14 protein-coding genes are annotated in these 19,032 nt (G+C 41.4%); 5 read left to right on the top strand and 9 right to left on the bottom strand.

Going from position 1 to position 19,032, the window contains the following annotated elements; all coding sequences use genetic code 11:
* Window positions 1-217: 217 nt before the first annotated feature.
* From D7322_RS13515 to D7322_RS13500, 4 genes are all read right to left on the bottom strand, one after another.
* Complete coding sequence (locus D7322_RS13515; protein WP_121124717.1) at window positions 218-1,936, bottom strand: M14 family zinc carboxypeptidase; 1,719 nt, start codon at window positions 1,934-1,936, stop codon at window positions 218-220.
* A 184-nt stretch (window positions 1,937-2,120) separates the two neighbouring features.
* Entirely contained in the window at window positions 2,121-3,065 is a 945-nt protein-coding gene (locus D7322_RS13510; protein WP_121124716.1) for a pentapeptide repeat-containing protein, read from the bottom strand.
* A 165-nt stretch (window positions 3,066-3,230) separates the two neighbouring features.
* Window positions 3,231-4,286 (bottom strand): DUF6807 domain-containing protein, encoded by a 1,056-nt coding sequence (locus D7322_RS13505; RefSeq protein WP_121124715.1) that lies wholly within the window; start codon window positions 4,284-4,286, stop codon window positions 3,231-3,233.
* 28 nt (window positions 4,287-4,314) lie between these two features.
* The gene (locus D7322_RS13500) at window positions 4,315-5,679 is read right to left on the bottom strand and encodes a Gfo/Idh/MocA family protein (RefSeq protein WP_121124714.1); all 1,365 of its coding nucleotides are present in this window, start codon (window positions 5,677-5,679) and stop codon (window positions 4,315-4,317) included.
* A gap of 351 nt (window positions 5,680-6,030) precedes the next feature.
* Here D7322_RS13500 and D7322_RS13495 point away from each other — a divergent pair, with 351 nt between their 5' ends.
* The 4 genes from D7322_RS13495 (at window position 6,031) to D7322_RS13480 (ending at window position 8,836) form a co-directional block, all read left to right on the top strand.
* On the top strand, window positions 6,031-6,243 hold the full coding sequence (locus D7322_RS13495) for a hypothetical protein (protein ID WP_121124713.1): 213 nt from the start codon (window positions 6,031-6,033) through the stop codon (window positions 6,241-6,243).
* Window positions 6,244-6,245: 2 nt separating this feature from the next.
* Window positions 6,246-6,791: a hypothetical protein gene (locus tag D7322_RS13490; protein ID WP_121124712.1), complete on the top strand. Its 546-nt coding sequence runs from the start codon at window positions 6,246-6,248 to the stop codon at window positions 6,789-6,791.
* A 72-nt stretch (window positions 6,792-6,863) separates the two neighbouring features.
* Complete coding sequence (locus D7322_RS13485; protein WP_121124711.1) at window positions 6,864-7,523, top strand: FadR/GntR family transcriptional regulator; 660 nt, start codon at window positions 6,864-6,866, stop codon at window positions 7,521-7,523.
* A gap of 89 nt (window positions 7,524-7,612) precedes the next feature.
* Entirely contained in the window at window positions 7,613-8,836 is a 1,224-nt protein-coding gene (locus tag D7322_RS13480; protein ID WP_121124710.1) for an MFS transporter, read from the top strand.
* Between the two features lie 46 nt (window positions 8,837-8,882).
* Here D7322_RS13480 and D7322_RS13475 read toward each other — a convergent pair whose 3' ends face one another.
* Both D7322_RS13475 and D7322_RS13470 read right to left on the bottom strand, forming a co-directional pair.
* A complete protein-coding gene (locus D7322_RS13475; protein WP_121124884.1) occupies window positions 8,883-10,754 on the bottom strand; it encodes a RagB/SusD family nutrient uptake outer membrane protein in 1,872 nt (623 codons plus the stop codon).
* A gap of 120 nt (window positions 10,755-10,874) precedes the next feature.
* On the bottom strand, window positions 10,875-14,111 hold the full coding sequence (locus D7322_RS13470) for a SusC/RagA family TonB-linked outer membrane protein (protein ID WP_121124709.1): 3,237 nt from the start codon (window positions 14,109-14,111) through the stop codon (window positions 10,875-10,877).
* A 524-nt stretch (window positions 14,112-14,635) separates the two neighbouring features.
* Here D7322_RS13470 and D7322_RS13465 point away from each other — a divergent pair.
* A complete protein-coding gene (locus tag D7322_RS13465) occupies window positions 14,636-15,175 on the top strand; it encodes a GNAT family N-acetyltransferase (RefSeq protein WP_183078698.1) in 540 nt (179 codons plus the stop codon).
* A gap of 44 nt (window positions 15,176-15,219) precedes the next feature.
* Here D7322_RS13465 and D7322_RS13460 read toward each other — a convergent pair whose 3' ends face one another.
* The 3 genes from D7322_RS13460 to D7322_RS13450 all read right to left on the bottom strand — a co-directional run bounded on the left by D7322_RS13460 (window position 15,220) and on the right by D7322_RS13450 (window position 19,032).
* Window positions 15,220-16,167, bottom strand: a complete 948-nt coding sequence (locus D7322_RS13460) for a polysaccharide deacetylase family protein (protein WP_245971341.1) — start codon at window positions 16,165-16,167, stop codon at window positions 15,220-15,222.
* 187 nt (window positions 16,168-16,354) lie between these two features.
* Entirely contained in the window at window positions 16,355-17,104 is a 750-nt protein-coding gene (locus D7322_RS13455) for a succinate dehydrogenase/fumarate reductase iron-sulfur subunit (protein WP_121124707.1), read from the bottom strand.
* An 11-nt stretch (window positions 17,105-17,115) separates the two neighbouring features.
* A complete protein-coding gene (locus D7322_RS13450) occupies window positions 17,116-19,032 on the bottom strand; it encodes a fumarate reductase/succinate dehydrogenase flavoprotein subunit (RefSeq protein ID WP_121124706.1) in 1,917 nt (638 codons plus the stop codon).

Raw genomic sequence — 19,032 nt, 5'->3', positions numbered from 1 at the left:
TTTATCACTTCAAAGTTATTCTGTGCAACCGGCAAAAGGTAATTTTAAGCGGCTCCGGTAGCAGTCAAAAATACCAGCACGCCAGCTAAGCCGCAGCCTAAGGCAATGCCAAAGAAAACAGTGGCACCTGCTGCTAAAACAACAGCAAAAAGCATAGCAACCAAAGTTGCTCAGAAAAACAGCCGCAGTACGGACTTATAGAAAAAGATATACCTTGCTAAGGCACAATTCTAAAAATCGGATACAGTAAATGTGATTTTTCATAATAATTCGAATGCTTATATATCCAATCCAATTGGGATTTTCCGTCAGCCGAAAATTTTGGATTACCTGCTTTTTCATTATCAAAGGCAGATTTTAAATCCTTATTTTCTTTTAAAAGTTTGGCTGCCGTATCTTCAAAAACATAGGCAGAATAATATTCTTTCTGCCCAAGAATCGCATCAAAGAAATTCCAGTTGAAATAGGAATCTATCGCTTCGGGTTCCAGCGTCTCCATAAGATACTTTACGCCATCCTGATCCAGCGGAACCAAAAAGTCTCCGGCCCTGAACCTCACTTCCTTCATTTCCCTGAGCACATCGGTATCATAATGAAGATAATGTCCCTCATAAGGAGCAGAAGTTGTCTTGAAATCGTTGATCCGGTATTGTTCCACAATTATGGTCGAATCTTGTTGAATTGGATTCATTCTGATGTGATTGAGCTTTAACAAGTCAATCACTTTCCATTCGGATTGTGGGATTACATAATACTTCGGAATAGTGACTTCCTTGGTTGGACTGTAAGTATTGTACAGCTTAACCCGTTTTGAGAATTTGGAATTTCGGTCATACCACAATCTTTTTTCGGAGGAAACATCACTTGGCTTATATTTTGCCTCAAATCCTTTAAAGTCTATATTTTCATATTTCGTTGTATCAAGTTTCCACGCAATGGAATATTTGCTTCCAATACGATACTGTTTTAAATTGTCGACTCTTTTCTGTTGAATAATCTTATGATTTCGCTCCATAAAATCAAGCGTATTTAGCATATAATGATACGTTGCCTTTACACGATCTTTATAGGGCTTCAACATATGTGTTTCGACCACTGTTCCAATGACATTGAAAAGACTCGTATAACCTGTTGCATATCTTGGTGAATCCATGAAAACAGGAAAACCAAGATCTGGAACATCATTGTGAATATTGACATAGGGGACTGAAATAAATCCATTTTTTTCAAGATCCGTCAACAGTACTTTTTGCATTTCGTTATTAGAATAGTTTCCCAAAATTTTCCCCAAACGTTCCTTATTGGTCGAGATATAAGTAAACGTATATTGATAATCTGCGCCATTGCTGACATGGTTGTCAATAAAAACATCTGGTTTTATCCATTGAAAAATCTGCTGAAAACTCCGCGAATTTTTTGTATCTGTTTTGATAAAATCCCTATTGAGATCATAATTCCTTGCGTTTCCACGAAAGCCATATTCTTCGGGTCCATTTTGATTCGCTCTGGAAAACCCGTTACGATTTAACATTCCGCTGACGTTATAGCTCGCTATCGCAGCTATAATAACATGCTTAGGTGTTTTTATCCTGCCCGTTGCCAGATCTCTCATAAGCATCATGGTTGCATCAATTCCATCGGGCTCTCCGGGGTGAATGCCATTATTAATAAACAGTACCGATTTATTTTCTCTTGCCTCCTCCCGGCTTTGTTGTGATGGATTGAAGATGACAACATCGATCGGGGCCCCGTTGTCATCTTCTCCCTTTGTTTCATAACTGATTGCGGGAAACTGATTCGCCAATCCCTGATAAAATTTGCGCATTTCCTCAAAAGTCGTCGACTGATTACCATTACCTTTCTCGTAAGGTGAGAGATTTTGAGAATAGCCCACATTTGAAATCAATAAAAAGAATAGAACTGGAAGTCTTTTCATAAGATCAATTTAATGTCCTAATTTAAAAAAAACTTATTAAAGTCGGTTTCTTTTGATCAATACCTGTACCAAAACTCTATATGATGCACTTCCCAGTGGGGATATCCACATTTCTACCCTCGAGAATTTTATTGGAACTTTCAAAGGTAGATGAAACAGGGCTCATTTGCCAAGAACTGTTCGCTTATAAGGTTTTAACAAGAGAAAGATCTACACCTAGCCCCTTGAGCGAAGCAAATGTGAGCTTGTCCATCATTGCCCCGTCGAAGCGAATTGTTTGGAGTGTTTTGTAATACCTGTTCGTCAAGGTAGAAGTGGACCGAAATGAGACATTTCTAAATGTCGCTCCCTGAAAAGATGCACCTGTCAGCGCGACACGATCAAACATGACATCAATAAAGATCTGTCCATCGAGGTTGATGCCGCTCATGTCACAGGATTTAAATGTCGCACCTTTAAACGAACAGTTTTCAAATACTGTTTTTCTGAGATCAGTAGATGTGGTCTTAACATTGATCAAGGAAGACTCCGTAAAATTTGCTTTGTTAAGCTCGGAGGCATAGAACTCCGTGTCCGTAAGGATAGTCTTGTTAAAGCTGGTGCCAGTGAGATTGTTTACAGAAAATTTGCAGCCTCTCAAATCGGTTTCCTTGAAATTGGCTCCGGATAGATCACTTCCTTTAAACGAGCTACCGTTGAGATCAGCGTTCGAAAAATCAGCATTCCGCAGATCACTTCCCAGAAATTTGCGTTTGGGGGCATAGACACCCACAAAATCAGTTCCTGCTAAAGCACTGCCGCTGAAATCAGTCAGTAGTGTTCGTTCCGGCTCCGTGCTAGGCTCCACGTCGCGGCTCTTTCCGGCTAATATACCATCAGCATTGTAATCCGTAAGTTTAGGAAGCTCCCTGCCCCGTTCCACCAGAGTGCTGTCAGAAAAATAGTCCAATCCCACGGCAAAAATATCGGCCAGTTGATGGATTGTCATAAAATCAGGGATGGATTCTCCACGCTCCCATTTTCCGACGGCCTGTGGACTAATAAACAAAAGCCCTGCGAGTTGAGCCTGAGACATATTTTGTGATTTTCGCGCATTGGCAATTCTATTGCCTAATATCTTTACGTCCATAATTGTAATTCCGTTTATGTTTGACTCTGCAAAGATACACGGAGCCATGGTCGAATAGAATAAAATAACGACTACTTCTAGTTGTTATTGCACTACTTATAGTTGCAATTATCATCCTATAGTTGCAAAGCAGCATATATTGCATCGGTCAAAGACAAATCGTTGCTACTTGTTGACTTTCTCATCGACAAGCGCAAATTCTTCCCACAACTTGTTGATTGCTGTTGTTGGCAACCTTTTTTTGTTTGATGAAATGAGAATACGATACCGAAATGTAACTGAATTGCCCTTTTCCAGTTTAAAATTCAAGACTTCATTCCCATTACTAAAAACTTTTTGTCCAAGTGGGTTGGCAGCAAATAAGCCGTAGCCCCGTGCGTGCCAATAAGTTGGATAGCCGACATTATCCGGATGGTCCATAATCACTATACCAATGGTATCTTTTCCCTTTTGTCCATAAAGCATACACCATTTCCCCTGGGTGCCCCAAGCATCGTCCCCTGTCTTATTCTCACTGGTCAGGTATTGGCCTGTAACATTATGCTCAGAATTGCGCTTAACTGTTGTTGCGGAACCGTGGATATCTGTAAACTGCCGTTCTTCTTTGGACGGCAGTTCCAGTTCGTGTGCGACACGCAGACCTAATAGCCCATCCTTGACATCGGCAAAAGAAACCGCCTCCATAGCAGTAAATGTTGTTGTCCGGTCGATGATTCTAATATTCGTTGTTGCCGTAAAAGTGAACGCGGTATGTTCTTTCAACAGCACATGTTTTTTGATGTCGCACCAGTCTGCCGTGTATTTTATGACACCGGCTCTACCACTTTTAGTTTCGGAGATAGCCGTTGTTTTGATCCAGCCATATTTGTTTTTCTTAACCTCCGGTATGGCAGATGAGTTATTCCAAAAATCAAGGCCATTGACACTTTCATAGTTCATCCACAAGCCGATATGGTGTGGGTGATCTGTGGGGTCCCCCGCACGTGGAGCCAGTGGAAACCCTCGGGTAATAACTTCGCCATTGGCGGCAAAAATCGGATACAATATCGGTTTTTCCAAATTATCCGGATAGATAAATGCGGTAAAAGGGCTATCATTTGCCGTAACAATAATTTCCTTACGCGCGCTGTCTTGCCGAACAGTTATAAATTGTTTTTTTTGGGCGGACACCAGGGGTATAATGACCGCTAGCGATAGAGTAAGTAAGAGTAGTTTTTTCATTTGTCGGATTGATCTGAATTAAACCTCGTTAATATTTGAATGCTTTCCCCCCTGCAATCACTTCTTGTTGCTTGTCATCGAAAATAATTTTTTCTCCTGTCCTGTACGCTGCATTTGCCATAATAACCGCAATTGAATGGTTATACCCCGCTTCAATTGGCGCATTGGGTTCTTGACGGTTACGGACACATTCCATCCAATTGCGTATATGTGCCATTGTAACAACATCCCCGCCGGTATTCGCCGCCGTACCGACACGGATATTATTCAAGGCGATATCCGGCAACAAATTTGCCTTCATTCCCATTGCACTAGCGTAGGCTTCAGTTAGACCGCCGGTAGCCGATATTTTATTGGTGTCCAAATTGAGCGTCCCACCGTTGCTGTAATAAATTTCCTTCACCTCCTCTCCGTTCAGGACGCCTGAATTTGTCTGCCTGGATTTAAACAATACCTGAAACCCTTTAGTCAGATCGTTTAATGGACCGTAATCAAATACAGCAGTAAAGGTATCCGCATTTTCCCTACCATCTTTCCAAAGGTAATTTCCTCCATTTACCGCTACGCTACGAGGGTGCGGAAGACCTGTAAACCAATGCACTGTATCAATCTGATGGCATAGCCATTGTCCGGGAATGCCAGATGAATAGGGCCAGAATAATCGATATTCCAGATAATGTCTGGCATTGAAAGGTTCTTTCGGGCGATTAAGCAAAAATCGCTTCCAGTCGGTATCTTCTTCTCTTAGTTTGCCCACTAGATCAGGTCTACGCCATCGTCCCGGCTGATTGACGTTCCAGGTGAGTTCTACCATGACGATATCTCCAAATTTTCCGCTTTTAATAAAATCATTTGCCGCAAAGTAATTCAAACCGCTCCGACGTTGTGAACCGATTTGCACAATCTGTTTACTATCTTTCACCGCCTTTAATACCGCACGGGCATCTTCCATTGTTTCGGCCAGTGGTTTTTCGACATAAGCATCTTTACCGGCGTGTACCGCTTCTATCGCATGTAGCGCATGCTGAAAATCAGAGGTCGAAATAAATACCGCGTCGACATCCTTAATGTCGTACAAGGCCTCATTATTCAGGCAAGGTTTAATGGCATGCCCCAGCTTTTGTTTCCAGAAATCCACGCCTTCCTCCCGACGCAGCTTCCAGATATCGCTTACAGCAATAATATCAAAATTCAGCTCTTTATAGGCTGCAAGAAATGAGGGAGCGTGTGCTCCTTTATGTCGATCTGAAAATCCAACCACCCCAATATTGATGCGGTCATTTGCGCCAATAATCCGTCGATAACTTGAAGTACTGAATGCATGTGTTCCTGTATACACACCTGCAGTCAACAGCCCAGCTTTCTTTATAAAATCTCTACGTGAATTAATCATATTTTAAGTTTATCTAAGTTTAGTTACTTAGTAAAAGAATATTTTTGATATTTTGTTTTCTTTTGACTACTTATTATCGGTTCGGCAGTGAACAAAAAGCATTTTTTGCGGCTAAAGATCTTCATTAATATTGCCTCCTTACTTCTGGGAAATATTTGCCTACAAAGCAAGTTAACAACTTCCCGATGACTACGACATGTGCATTTTTTTTATTTCTGCTTTCTAACCAGGGATATTTTACCCAAAAATATATTCCGCAAACCGATTATTTTATGTTAATATAATTTTAGTATTTAACAATATCTGTTTATATTTAACTTGCAATCGCGACAGCAATTAATTAAATGCCAAATGAAAAAAATAATTCAAGAAGAGGAACTAATCACGGTTGGAAGGATGCAAAAAGATCCTTTTATTATGGCCATGGAAGAAAAAACAGCTTGGAAAAAAGAGCTAAAACAGAAAATCCGTAGTTACGTCTTTGCCCGACAGCAACCTTTGATTTACCGGAAAAATGGACAGATGGTCGCTGAATATCAAGATGGAACAATTCAAAGCATCTAAATATGGCAACAATATATATCATAGCCGGCCCACCTAACATCGGTAAAAGTACTTTCGGACCAGACTTTGTTCCTGAGGGTATAAAAATACTTGATCCCGATCTTATCGTGCAGCGTTATCGCGAGCTCGGCATCAGGAGTGGGTACAAACGATTTGAAAAAATGTTACAGCATGAACTTTCCGCCAACCGGGACTTTGCGATAGAAGTCAATTTAGGATTGAGAAAACATTTCGACATGTTGAGAATGGTCAAAGCTTTTCATTCCGATAATAGAATAGAAATATTATTCTTCTACACCGATCATCTCGATATTTGTCTGGCCCGGGCACAGGGTCGAAAAGATCACCAAACCCATCGTAGTATGGAAACTATTGAAGATTTATACGTTCGGGCCCTGCCACTGCTCAAACGAAATCTGGATATTTTTGATACGCTAAAGGGTGTGGACGTAAGAGAAAACTCCATAGAGCCTGAAATCATTTTTCATTATCAACAGTCCTCAGCCACTATCGAGGTCTTTAAAGAACGACCGCGATGGGCAGGTTAATAAAATTAAAAAAATATTTGTACAGCAACTGAATATTATTCTATCTTTGCAATCATCAGATGATATGACTATATGAAAACTGAACACATTGTAAGAAGATCTTTGGCTGAGGAAGTTGCTGCTGCGATTGAAGAAAAAATTAAACTGGGCAATTTCCCGATTGATTCGAAACTCCCCACTGAGCCGGAATTAATGAAACAGTTTGCGGTAGGAAGATCAACAATTCGCGAGGCCGTTAAATATTTAAGTCAATCCGGTTATCTGCATGTACAACAGGGGTTAGGAACTTTTATCAAGAGTGTGACTGGACATCACGCACTTGACGCAAAAATTGAAAAGGGTAATTTTAACGATATTTTTGAGGTAAGACATGTCCTGGAATTGAAAATTATTGAAAAAGCAGCAGTAAATCGAACAGAAAACGGACTGAAAGATATGGGGCTCGCACTTAAAAACAGAACAAAATATGCTACAGAAGGAAATCTTATTGCTTGTGTGGAAGCAGATATCGCTTTTCATAGCGCTATTGCTGAATCTTGCGGCAATAATATTCTGACAGCCTTATATAATACCTTATCGGTTCACGTTAATAAATTTTTCATGGAAATTTATAAGGATACCACACCATTTCTCGCCTCACAAAAGCAGCATGAGGATTTAATGCAAGCAATTAAAGATAAAAATATCCAGCAGGCTGTTGTAGTAGCGAATCAAATTATCCAACATAAATAATTTTATTAACCTTTTATCCTTTATGATCCCGACAATCAAATAACAATAAATCACGAAAGAAAACATCAGATGACCTGATGTATTAATTTATGAAAACAGAATCTTTAAAAGCGGATGGTTCTTGGAATAGTTCCCAGACAGTCTACCCTATCTTGTTTGCAATTAGCATTTCCCATTTGTTGAATGATCTTATTCAATCGGTTATTCCGGCTGTTTATCCCTTACTAAAGTCTAATTATGCGCTTAGTTTTACCCAAATTGGTATTATTACCTTAGTGTTTCAGCTTACAGCTTCCATTCTGCAGCCTTTTGTCGGACTTTATACCGACAAAAACCCCACGCCAAGATCACTAGCTATTGGAATGTTGTTTTCCCTGGCCGGTTTACTTTGTATTGCCTTCGCTTCCAGTTTTATTTATATCCTGCTTTCAGTGAGCCTGATCGGGATGGGCTCCTCAATTTTTCATCCCGAGGCCTCTCGTGTTGCCCATTTGGCTTCCGGCGGCAAAAAGGGATTGGCGCAGTCAATCTTTCAGGTGGGCGGCAATGCCGGTGGTGCGATCGGGCCGCTTCTTGCCGCCCTGATTGTTATCCCCTTTGGTCAACAATATATCGGTGTTTTTGGTGTATTGGCAGTTTTAGCTATCTTAATCCTTACCTATGTGGGAAATTGGTATCAATTGCACCTTAGACCGAAATCTACTGTGGCGACACATGGCAATGCACAGATAAAGTCGAACTTTTCCAAATCCAAAATTATCTTTGCGCTGATTATCTTGCTGATTCTCATATTTTCAAAGTATTTCTACATGGCCTCCATGACCAGCTACTTTACATTTTATCTGATCGATAAGTTTGGTATTAGTGTACAAGAATCTCAAATTTATCTTTTTGTTTTTCTGGCATCGGTTGCGGTCGGAACAATACTCGGCGGCCCCCTGGGCGATCGTTATGGGCGCAAACTGATTATTTGGATTTCAATACTTGGTGCCGCACCTTTTACGTTGCTTTTACCACATGTAGGGCTGACCTTGACCTTGCTACTGTCTGTTATGATCGGACTGATTATATCTTCTGCTTTTTCCGCTATCCTGGTATACGCAACGGAATTGATCCCGGGCAAAGTAGGTATGATCGCAGGGCTCTTCTTTGGACTTGCCTTTGGAATGGGTGGAATAGGCTCCGCCCTTCTGGGATGGCTGGCCGATAAGACCTCCATTGAACATGTGTTCAATATCTGTGCTTACCTTCCCTTAATCGGTGTTGCAACAGGGTTATTACCCAACATTGAACGTCAGAAAAAGGCGCAATAAAAAAAGCAGCTCTCCGGGACTTTTGGAGAGCTACTTTTCATGATCTTTAGTATCCGGGATTCTGGATGAGTTTTGTATTTCTATTTATTTCGTCGCGATGTAGCGATGTAAAATACATCTTATCGTTCCAGCTTCTATTTTCAATTCCGGGATCAATATTGCTTACAACGTAATTGTAGGTATAATTGCTTGGATCGTATTTATACAGTGTTACTTTTTTGTTGTCTTTCAGTGTGCCGGTGATATTGATGATATTGGCTTTACGCCCAATCGTTTCGGCAGCTATCATCCAGCGTCTTGCATCAAAAAAACGATGTTCTTCATAAGCCAGCTCTATCCTGCGTTCATTGCGATAGCGATTTTTAAGCGCGGCTCCTGTTTCTTCAATTGCAGGCATTCCTGCTCTGAACCGAATTTTATTTAACCAGGCTTTTGCTTCCGCCTCTTCCCCCAATTCAATACAAGCCTCCACGTAGTTTAGTACAGCTTCAGTATAACGTAACATGGGCCAAGGGACACGCTGCCTTGTATTCTGATCTTCCTGAGCAGGATCGGGATCAACAAACTTACGCATATAATATCCTGTTCTTGAGCCATTCCAATCCTCAACGGGGCTTTTTCTGGTATCTAAACCAAAATGGGTGACTTTAGCCCCTTCCGCATTGATAATTTCATATTGACCGGTTTGGATCTGGTTAACGGGATCTCTTTTTGTCACATCTGCTGGCCTTGGCTTCCAGTCAGCACCGTCATATAAAATTGTGGCTTTCAGTCTCGGATCACGATTTTGATAAGGAGCCGCCGCCATGGCAGCGTTTGACCAGTCAAACTTTTTACCGTCATTCGTCTCGTAATCATCTACGAGCAATTGTATTGGCGTATTACCCGCCCAGTTATGATATCCGTTGGGTCCGTTGTCACGTCCTACCCAGCCGCCGCGTTCGTCTTTTTCGTCAACAAAATAACGGCCTAAGATCATGTCCCTTGCAGCTACGGCATCTGCCATTTTACTTCCACCGCCGAGGGATAGGGCCATATAGTTTGCTGTACCTTCTTCGGCAGAAACTGCGGACGTCAAATCCAGTTTATAGGCAAAATCGGCCCGGTTCAAAACAGCTTTTGCCGCTTCCTTTGCTTTTGTCCAACGTTCGGTCTGGCTGCCACTGGTATACATCAAATATTCTGGTTTTGTGTAAGCTTTTAAGAGCGCAGATTTGGCCCCCGCCTTATTGGCGTCGTGGAGGTCACTAGCTGCATATAATAGCACACGCGATTTTAATGCTAGGGCAGCGGTTTCACTCGCGCGTCCTTTAGCAGCCTTTGAATCTTTTAAAAGAAGGCTTGCGCTGTCCAGATCATTGACGATGGCATCAACACACTCGGCATAGCTATTTCTCGGCACCATATAATCTTTATCATTCAAGGTATAGATCTTATTATCTATCGGTATACCGCCATAGAAACGTAGGAGCTGCTGATAGTAGTATCCGCGTAGGAAATATGCTTCTCCCAGTAATTTATTTGCCTTTTCCTGATCAAACTTGGCCTGTTTCAAATTTGAGATTGCAATATTCGTGGCGCGAATACGCACATACATTCGTCCATATTCATAGGTATCCATGATACGCCCCTGATCTGCTGGATTGGATCGTGACTCGGTTACGGTATTAATGCCGCGATTGGGATGCGTGAACAAAGCCTCATCTGTCATGGATGCCATTTCTTCTTCATAGAAACCGCCAACACCAAAGCCATTGTAGATATCGACGACGAAGGCCTCAGACAGTCCTGCGTCGGACCATACCAATTCATTGGGAACCTCACTCAGCGGCTTTGTATTCACAAAATCGTCATTACAGGCTTGGAAACCAGTCGATAACACAAGCAAGAGCAGAGATATATTTGCAATTTTTTTCATTTTATTATCTGATTTATATTTCTGAGAATAAGTTTTCATAGGCCTTTCGTTATTTTGGTAACTCGCATATACAGCAAGATTACACTGTAGCCCCTTTTTTATCTTCATCTTCTTTAGCATTTAAAAGGATAGTAACACGCCTGCATTAATTAACCTAGCCTGCGGATAATACTGTCCTAATGCATTTACCGCTTCTGGATCATACATCTTGATCTTGCTCCAGGTGATTAAATTCATACCATTTGCATAGACACGCAATGATCCGATACCGATTTTATCGCAGATCGTCGAGGGTAGGTTGTAACCTAATTCCACATTTTTTAGACGTAGATAATCCGTACTCCGCATCCAATAGGTATTGTTATACGAGTAATATTGGTTACTGCGATCCGTTAGTCGTGGATATACGCTACTCGGATTAGTTATGCTCCAACGCTTATCGTAGAATTCCTCAAGAAAATTACCGATAGAGCCCGATTCATCTGTACCGACGCGGATTTCTCCACCCGTTGCTCCCTGGAATAAAACGGACAAATCAAAATCTTTATAGCTCAAGCTGAAATTGAATCCGCCCTGAAATGTTGGGTCACTATTTTTGTCTCTTCTGACTTTATCATCTGGCGTAATTTTTCCGTCACCATTAACATCCTTATATCTCATGTCTCCGGGGCGCAAATCACCATTTTTTCGTTTTTCGGCCCCAACAATAGCACTATAGTCTAATTTATCATTGTTGATATCATTTACATCGCTAAATACGCCATCATAGATATAGTAGATATCTGTTTTGATCGGTTTGCCCGTGCTTTGTTGCCATGCCGGAGCACCTGGCGCCTCATCCCAGAATATAATTTTGTTCTTCGCATAACCGCCGTTAACACCAACCGTATACCCGAGTTCCCCGGCCTTACCTTTATAACCGAGATTAAATTCCCAGCCCTTGTTATCCACTTTACCAATATTTTCTGCCGGAAGAGTCATACCAGTACTCTGTGGAACAGAAGCATTTTTCCTCCATAAAATGGAGTTCCTGCGGTTTTTGAAGAGATCAAACTCCAGATTTAATTTGCCCTGTAAGAATTGAAAATCGAAACCTAAGTTATAATTATTGGCAACCTCCCAAGTGACCATTTCATTTGGCACACGGCTTTCAAAGAGTGTTTTAGCCAGTTTATCGTCCACAATATAGGTTCCGAATGAATAGGTTGAAAAATATTGATACTCCTGTAATTTATCTTCCCAATAAATATTGTCGTTCCCCATTTGACCATAGGATGCACGAATTTTGAAGTAATTGATGACAGGAATGTTTTCTTTCCAGAAGTTCTCTTCAGATACGACCCAGCCGGCCATTGCTCCAGGGAAAAATCCGAAGCGTTCACTCTCCGGGAACATATAAGAGCCATCATAGCGCCAAAGAAACTCGGCAATATATTTGCTTTTGTAATTATATCCAAAACGACCAAAATAATTCAGGCGCGCGCGCTTCCATGCTGTCCCATCGTTATTTTTCTCTTGCTCTCCCCCCGCAAAAAGGTAATCGATACTGTTCGATAAAAAGTAACGTCTATAGGCGCTAAACTTATCGTTGTCAATAGTTTCCCGGTTTACACCTGCGATCGCATTCACTTGATGATCTCCAAATTTTCGGTCAAAACTTAAAATACCGCCTAACAGGATATTGAGTTGATCTTCGTTGCTTTGGTTTAGGTTCGGGTCCGCAGGACCACGTCGACCGGCCTGTAACAAAGGTGTTTTACCGTCGGCTTCATAGCCTCCCGGCCAGGAATATAAAGTCCAGGGTGTCCCCCATGTTTTTTGATTTTTCACATATTTGTCCACGGAGGCATTTAAGGTTAGCTTAAGGCCGTCGACCCAGGGATTTGTAATATCTACCTGTCCATTTGTCTGGAAGTAATAGCGCTTGTCGTGATCGTACCCAGTGGCATTTGTCGTAATAACGACAGGGTTTTCGCCGTTCTCGATATCAGGTCCGGGTTTACCGTTTGGCCAAATTGCAGGTTGCGTCGGATTTCCGCGCATCAGCATCCGAAAGATCGTACCTGCACTTTTAGTTGGATAATTACGGTTTTCCTGCCTACCTAATACGCCGAATTGGGTTTTGATATACTGACTTATATTGGCGTCCAAGTTGATCCGTAAATCATACTGTTTGTAACCGGTTGCAGAATTTTTGTAATAAGCATCTTGATTTTGGTACCCCAATGACAAAAGGTATTTTACATCCTCAGTACCGCCATTGACCTGGAGATTATGACGTTGCTGGGGAGACCAATCTTTCAATGTGGATTTATACCAGTCTGTATTCGGATGCCCCCAAGGATCTGAACCATCTTTAAATTTTTTAATATCATCCGGTTTGAAAGGTGCTCCCAGAACAGTTCCATCCTTTTTTGTGTAGGATCCTGTCTCATTTAGGGCATTCAATCCAGCTGACCACTCATCTACTGGAAGGTTGTAGATCTCAAGTTCGTTACGGATTTCAGCAAATTGTGTCGCATCCGTCAATTTAGGAATCACCGTTGGTTGGGAATACCCTTGGTTAAAGGTATAAGAAAACTGCGGTTTACCAGTTTTTCCCCGACGTGTGGTCACAAGAATAACACCATTGGCTGCTCTTGCACCATAAATCGCCGCTGAAGCATCTTTTAGGACAGAGATATTCTCGATATCCCTGGGGTTAAGTCGCTCAATCCCACCTTCACGGGCCGGTACGCCATCAATAACTATGAGCGGACTACTATTCCCCAAGGTGTTTGTACCACGGATCTTGATCGTGGACCCATCGTTTCCGGGCTCAGCACTACCATTGGTAGCAATAACCCCCGGTATTCTTCCGGTCATTGCATTGGAAATGTTCAGTGCCGGTGATTGAGCGAGATCACTCCCTTTCACAGTAGCCACAGCTCCCGTTACTGTTTCTTTCCGTTGTTTGCCGTAACCGACCACAACGACTTCATCGAGACTTGACTGGGAGTTTAGAAGTGTTACATCTATGGCTCTTCGTCCATTGACCACTTCGTCCATCGCCTGTTTACCGACCATTCTAAAATTGACCGTGCCATTGGCTGGAACTTTGTCCAATTTGTAACGACCTTCATTGTCCGTCTTGGTGACTAAATTAGTTCCATTGACTGACACGGTAACACCTGATATTGGCGATCCTCCTTCATCCCGTACGACCCCAGTAACACTTAATTCCTGTTGAAAGAGATTTCCATAATGCGCAAAGCTCGCGGCGTCTACAGAGTGAGGACTTAGTGCTACTAAAGAGCACAACGAGCCAGTCCAAAACGCTCTCTTCCATTGATTTGAGAAATAATGGCAATTAATCATAAAAACTGTTTAATGGTTTAAATTGTATGTTTATTAGTTATTTATTTGCTTTTACAAGACACTCGGTTTAGAATCTTATCAAAGGCGGTTTATAATTGAATTTTTAATGATATGAAAATACAAAAATAAATAAACAAAGCAAGTGTTATTTTCACACAATTAACAAGAATAAGTGTAAATAATTGTTTAATAGATAATTACTCTAAAAAAGCACCTTAAACTCTCGCTTTTTTATTCTTTCAATGTTACAATGCCAAGGCAGTCCCAAACATAAGAAACGCGCTAATAAATTATATCCGGAAGTATTTAACAAAATATCGTCCTAATACATGAAATGACAATATTTTACTCAAAATAGAACTGTTATATTCTGAAAATACCAAGCCATTTATTTTAATTATTATGATGACATAATTATATGGAAATACGTGATTTTACGATAAAGGTTTTTTTATTTCATAATTTTAATAGCAATAGTAGCAATAATATAGAAATATAGGTTTCCAAAACAAAACTTCATAACAATGAATATTCAAATCAGACAAGAAAGCAAAGTCGATTATCAGTCAGTTTTTGAGCTTATTCGGAAAGCGTTTGAACATGAAGAATATAGTGACCATCAAGAGCAATTTCTCGTCGAAAGATTACGTCTGTCGAGCGGATTCATTCCGGAGCTTGCCTTAGTGGCAGAAATTCATGGTAAAATCGTTGGCTATATCTTACTGACAAAAATCAAAATTTGCAATGAAGCAAAAAAACGAGAGTATCCTTCTCTTGCTTTGGCGCCGATTGCGGTGTTGCCGGAGTTTAAAGGAAGGGGAATTGGGGGTAGATTAATCGCGGAAGCGCATCGAATCGCTACAGAACTTGATTTTGGATCCATTATTCTATTGGGCCATGCCAGTTATTATCCAAAGTTTGGCTATGTGAGAATGGCCAAATATGGTATTAAAATGCCATTTGAGGTTCCAAATGAACATTGTATGGTCATAGAACTCCGCCAACAGGCATTAGCCGGAGTACAAGGAACAGTCGTGTATCCAAAAGAATTCGAAATAGCCTAAAAAATGGCCGACAGAATGTGTTCGCAATAGTCGACCATTTTATTTTAATATTTAATTGGATAATCTTGCATAAATTCAAATTGATACCCATCTTTTTTAAGTGCATCTATCAAGGCCGACAACTCCTGCTGTCCCTTTTTTGTCTGGAACATATCATCATGCATTAAAAACACCACATTATTAGGAACCATCGAACTCTTATTGTTCATAAAGTTATGGATATGGGATAATGTCGCTTCCTGAGGTTGAACAGGAACTCCCGTAATACTGTTCAAACGCCATTCTACATCCCAACCAAAAATACGATAACCATTTTTGTGAAGCATATCAGCCGTTGTAGAGCCATTTTTCAGATCTATCTTTCGGACATCATCGTACATCCAAATATTTCTGCCCGGGAGTCTAACAATTTTATGCTTAAGGTTAAGATCCTTTTCATTTTTTTCAAAATCAGCAAATGCCTTTTCCGCATTGTTATAAAATCTTGAATATTGATTATTGGCATGTGTATAGCTGTGGTTATAACAAGCAATCAAGGGATTATTTTCATATTTTTCAAGATCCCGCTTTCTACCTTTGCTCATATTGGCATGTTTGCCAATTAAAAATACGCTTACTTTTATATTTTTCTCTTTTGCCAACGAATCAATGGCCGCACTTCCGATCAAAGGACCATCATCAAATGTCAGATAGATATGTTTCGGATGAGCATCAAAAGCTCTCCGCAACGAATCCTTCAGATTACGCTTTTGTTGCTTTACAGAGATAGGGTGCAAACTATCAACTACAAAATGTAGCTGATTTCTTTGGAGAGAATCCCATTTGTTCAACAGAACGGGCACTTTTTCCTTGTGGATCAATTTTTCATTTAGCGTATCCCTATCGCCTTCTTTGCCACTGCCCAATACTTTATTTGAGAAATCTTTACATGACACTGAACATAAGGTCACACTACCCATGAACAATGCAATCAACAACCTTCTACACTTCATAATAACTTAAGTGATTTTTTACGTTTCAAAAATACCATAAAAAGCCACTCTAAAAGTATAATATTTCATAAATCCCTATTTTCCGTGATAATCAGCTACAAAAACGATTAAATTATTTGTCTTAAAGGTTTATTAAACCTATACTGACACCGTTAAAATGGTCCCTCAGCTTTGCCTTCACAAAGTATTATTTCTTCTTAAAGATTAGAGCCCTGTTATATTCGAAATTCATTCGGGCAATGTTTAGCACAGATATCCCCTGTGGACATTCAACCTCGCAAGCTTCGGTATTGGAACAGTGGCCAAAAGATTCGGCATCCATTTGCCTGACCATATTCAGTACACGTTGACTTCTCTCTTCCTTTCCCTGCGGGAGCAACGCCATGTGCGTAATCTTTGCTGAGGTAAACAGGGCTGCACTCCCATTTTTGCAGGTTGCGACACATGCACCACATCCGATACATGCCGCTGAATCGAAAGCTTCTTCTGCCAGTTCATGTGAAATAGGAATAACCGTAGCATCGGGCGCCTGGCCCGTATTGATGGATACAAACCCACCAAGAGAAATAATTCGGTCAAAAGCGGATCGATCCACTTTCAGGTCTTTTTTTACCGGAAACGCCGACGAGCGAAAAGGCTCAATCACAATGGTGTCATTATCCTTGAACGAACGCAGATGCAACTGACAAGTCGTCGTATGTTGTAACGGACCGTGTGCGATACCGTTAATCATTACACCACATTGGCCACAGACCCCTTCCCTGCAGTCATGGTCAAATTCAACAGGCTCCTCTCCATTGACAATGAGCTTCTCATTCAATGTGTCCAGCATTTCAAGAAAAGACATATGTGGGTTAAGCCCCTGTAGATCATAGGCTACGAGCTTACCTGCTGATTGATTATCTTTCTGCCGCCAAATTTTAAGATGTAGATCCATAATTGTTCATTTTATTTGTAGCTTCTTACTGTAGGTTGTATTTCCTCAAAAGTCAATGGTTCTTTGATCAGTTCGGGCTCCTCCCCGTCTCCTTTCCATGCCCAGGCAGATATGAATTGGAAATCAGCATCATTTCGCAAAGCTTCTCCATCTGCTGTTTGGTATTCCTCTCTAAAATGGGCACCGCAGGATTCCTTACGGGTCAATGCATCATAACACATTAATTCACCTATTTCAAAATAGTCTGCGACACGTCCGGCTTTCTCCAATTCAGTATTTAATGAATCTGGCTGACCACTGACCATGACATTGTCATAAAATTCTTGTTTAAGCTTCCTGATTTCTGCTATTGCATATTGAAGCCCCTGTTCACTCCGGGCCAGACCACAATAGTCATACAGCAGTTTGCCCAGTATCTTATGAAAATGATCAACAGTCTTATTCCCTTTAATCTGCAACAATTCTTCAATCTGTCTTTTAACGGCGAGTTCAGCCTTTTCAAATTCTATATGATCTGTAGAAATCTCTCCGGTGTGAATTTCATTCGACAAATAATTGGCGATTGTATAAGGTGCAATAAAATAACCGTCCACCGAGGCCTGAAGCAACGAGTTTGCCCCTAGACGATTGGCGCCATGATCAGCAAAATTAGCCTCACCCAGCGCAAATAGTCCCGGCAAAGTCGTCATCAGTTCATAATCCACCCAGAGTCCACCCATCGAAAAATGGGCCGAGGGTGAAATCATCATCGGTTCGGAATACGCATCATAACCTGTTATCTTATGATACATATCAAAGAGATTACCATATTTTTCCGCAATTTTATGTTTCCCCTGTTCCTTGATTGCTTTAGCAAAGTCAAGGTAAACGGCATTCTTTAAAGGACCTATTCCAAAGCCTGCATCAATCCGTTCCTTAGCGGCTCTCGATGATATATCCCTGGGAGCGAGATTGCCAAATGCAGGGTATCTACGCTCCAGATAATAGTCTCTATCTTCTTCGGGAATATCATTTGGTGCCCTTTTTTCATCCAGTTTTAACGGCACCCAAATGCGTCCATCATTACGTAAGGATTCTGACATCAGAGTCAACTTGGATTGATAATCCCCCGATTGCGGCAAAGAAGTCGGGTGAACCTGAATCCAGCTCGGGGATGCCATCAATGCACCTTTTTTATGTGCCCGCCAAATTGCCGATCCATTGCAGCCCATTGCGAGTGTGGATAAATAATAGATTTTACCGTATCCACCAGTAGCGAGTATAACCGCATGGGCAGCATGTCGTTCAATCACTCCGGTATCTAAATCACGAACAATAATACCGCGCGCCTTCCCGTCGATGACAACAACATCCAGCATTTCGTGGCGGGAAAATAACTGAACAGCCTTTTTACCTACCTGCCGCATCAATGCCTGATAGGCTCCCAATAGCAGTTGCTGTCCTGTCTGCCCCCGTGCATAGAATGTGCGGCTCACTTGGACACCACCAAAAGAGCGGTTATTCAGATAACCGCCATATTCACGTCCAAAGGGAACACCCTGCGCCACGGCTTGGTCTATCAGATTTAAGGAACATTCTGCCATTCGATAGACGTTAGCCTCACGGGCACGAAAATCGCCCCCCTTTAAGGTGTCCACAAACATTCGATAGATACTGTCGCCGTCATTCTTATAATTTTTTGCAGCGTTGACTCCGCCCTGGGCCGCCACGGAATGGGCCCTTCGGGGACTATCCTGAAAACAGAATGATTTGACCCGGTAGCCCATTTCGCCAAGAGATGCAGCGATCGAACTTCCCGCTAATCCCGTTCCCACAACAATGACATCCAATTTTTTTCGGTTCGCTGGGTTTACAAGCTTTGCCGTTTTTTTATAGCGTGTCCATTTTTCTTCCAAAGGTCCCGCTGGTATTTTTGAGTTTAAAATCAT

Origin of the sequence: Sphingobacterium puteale (assembly GCF_003627955.1) — a bacterium.
GTDB classification, from domain to species: domain Bacteria; phylum Bacteroidota; class Bacteroidia; order Sphingobacteriales; family Sphingobacteriaceae; genus Sphingobacterium; species Sphingobacterium puteale.
This window is presented reverse-complemented; position numbering and strand designations above follow the sequence as displayed.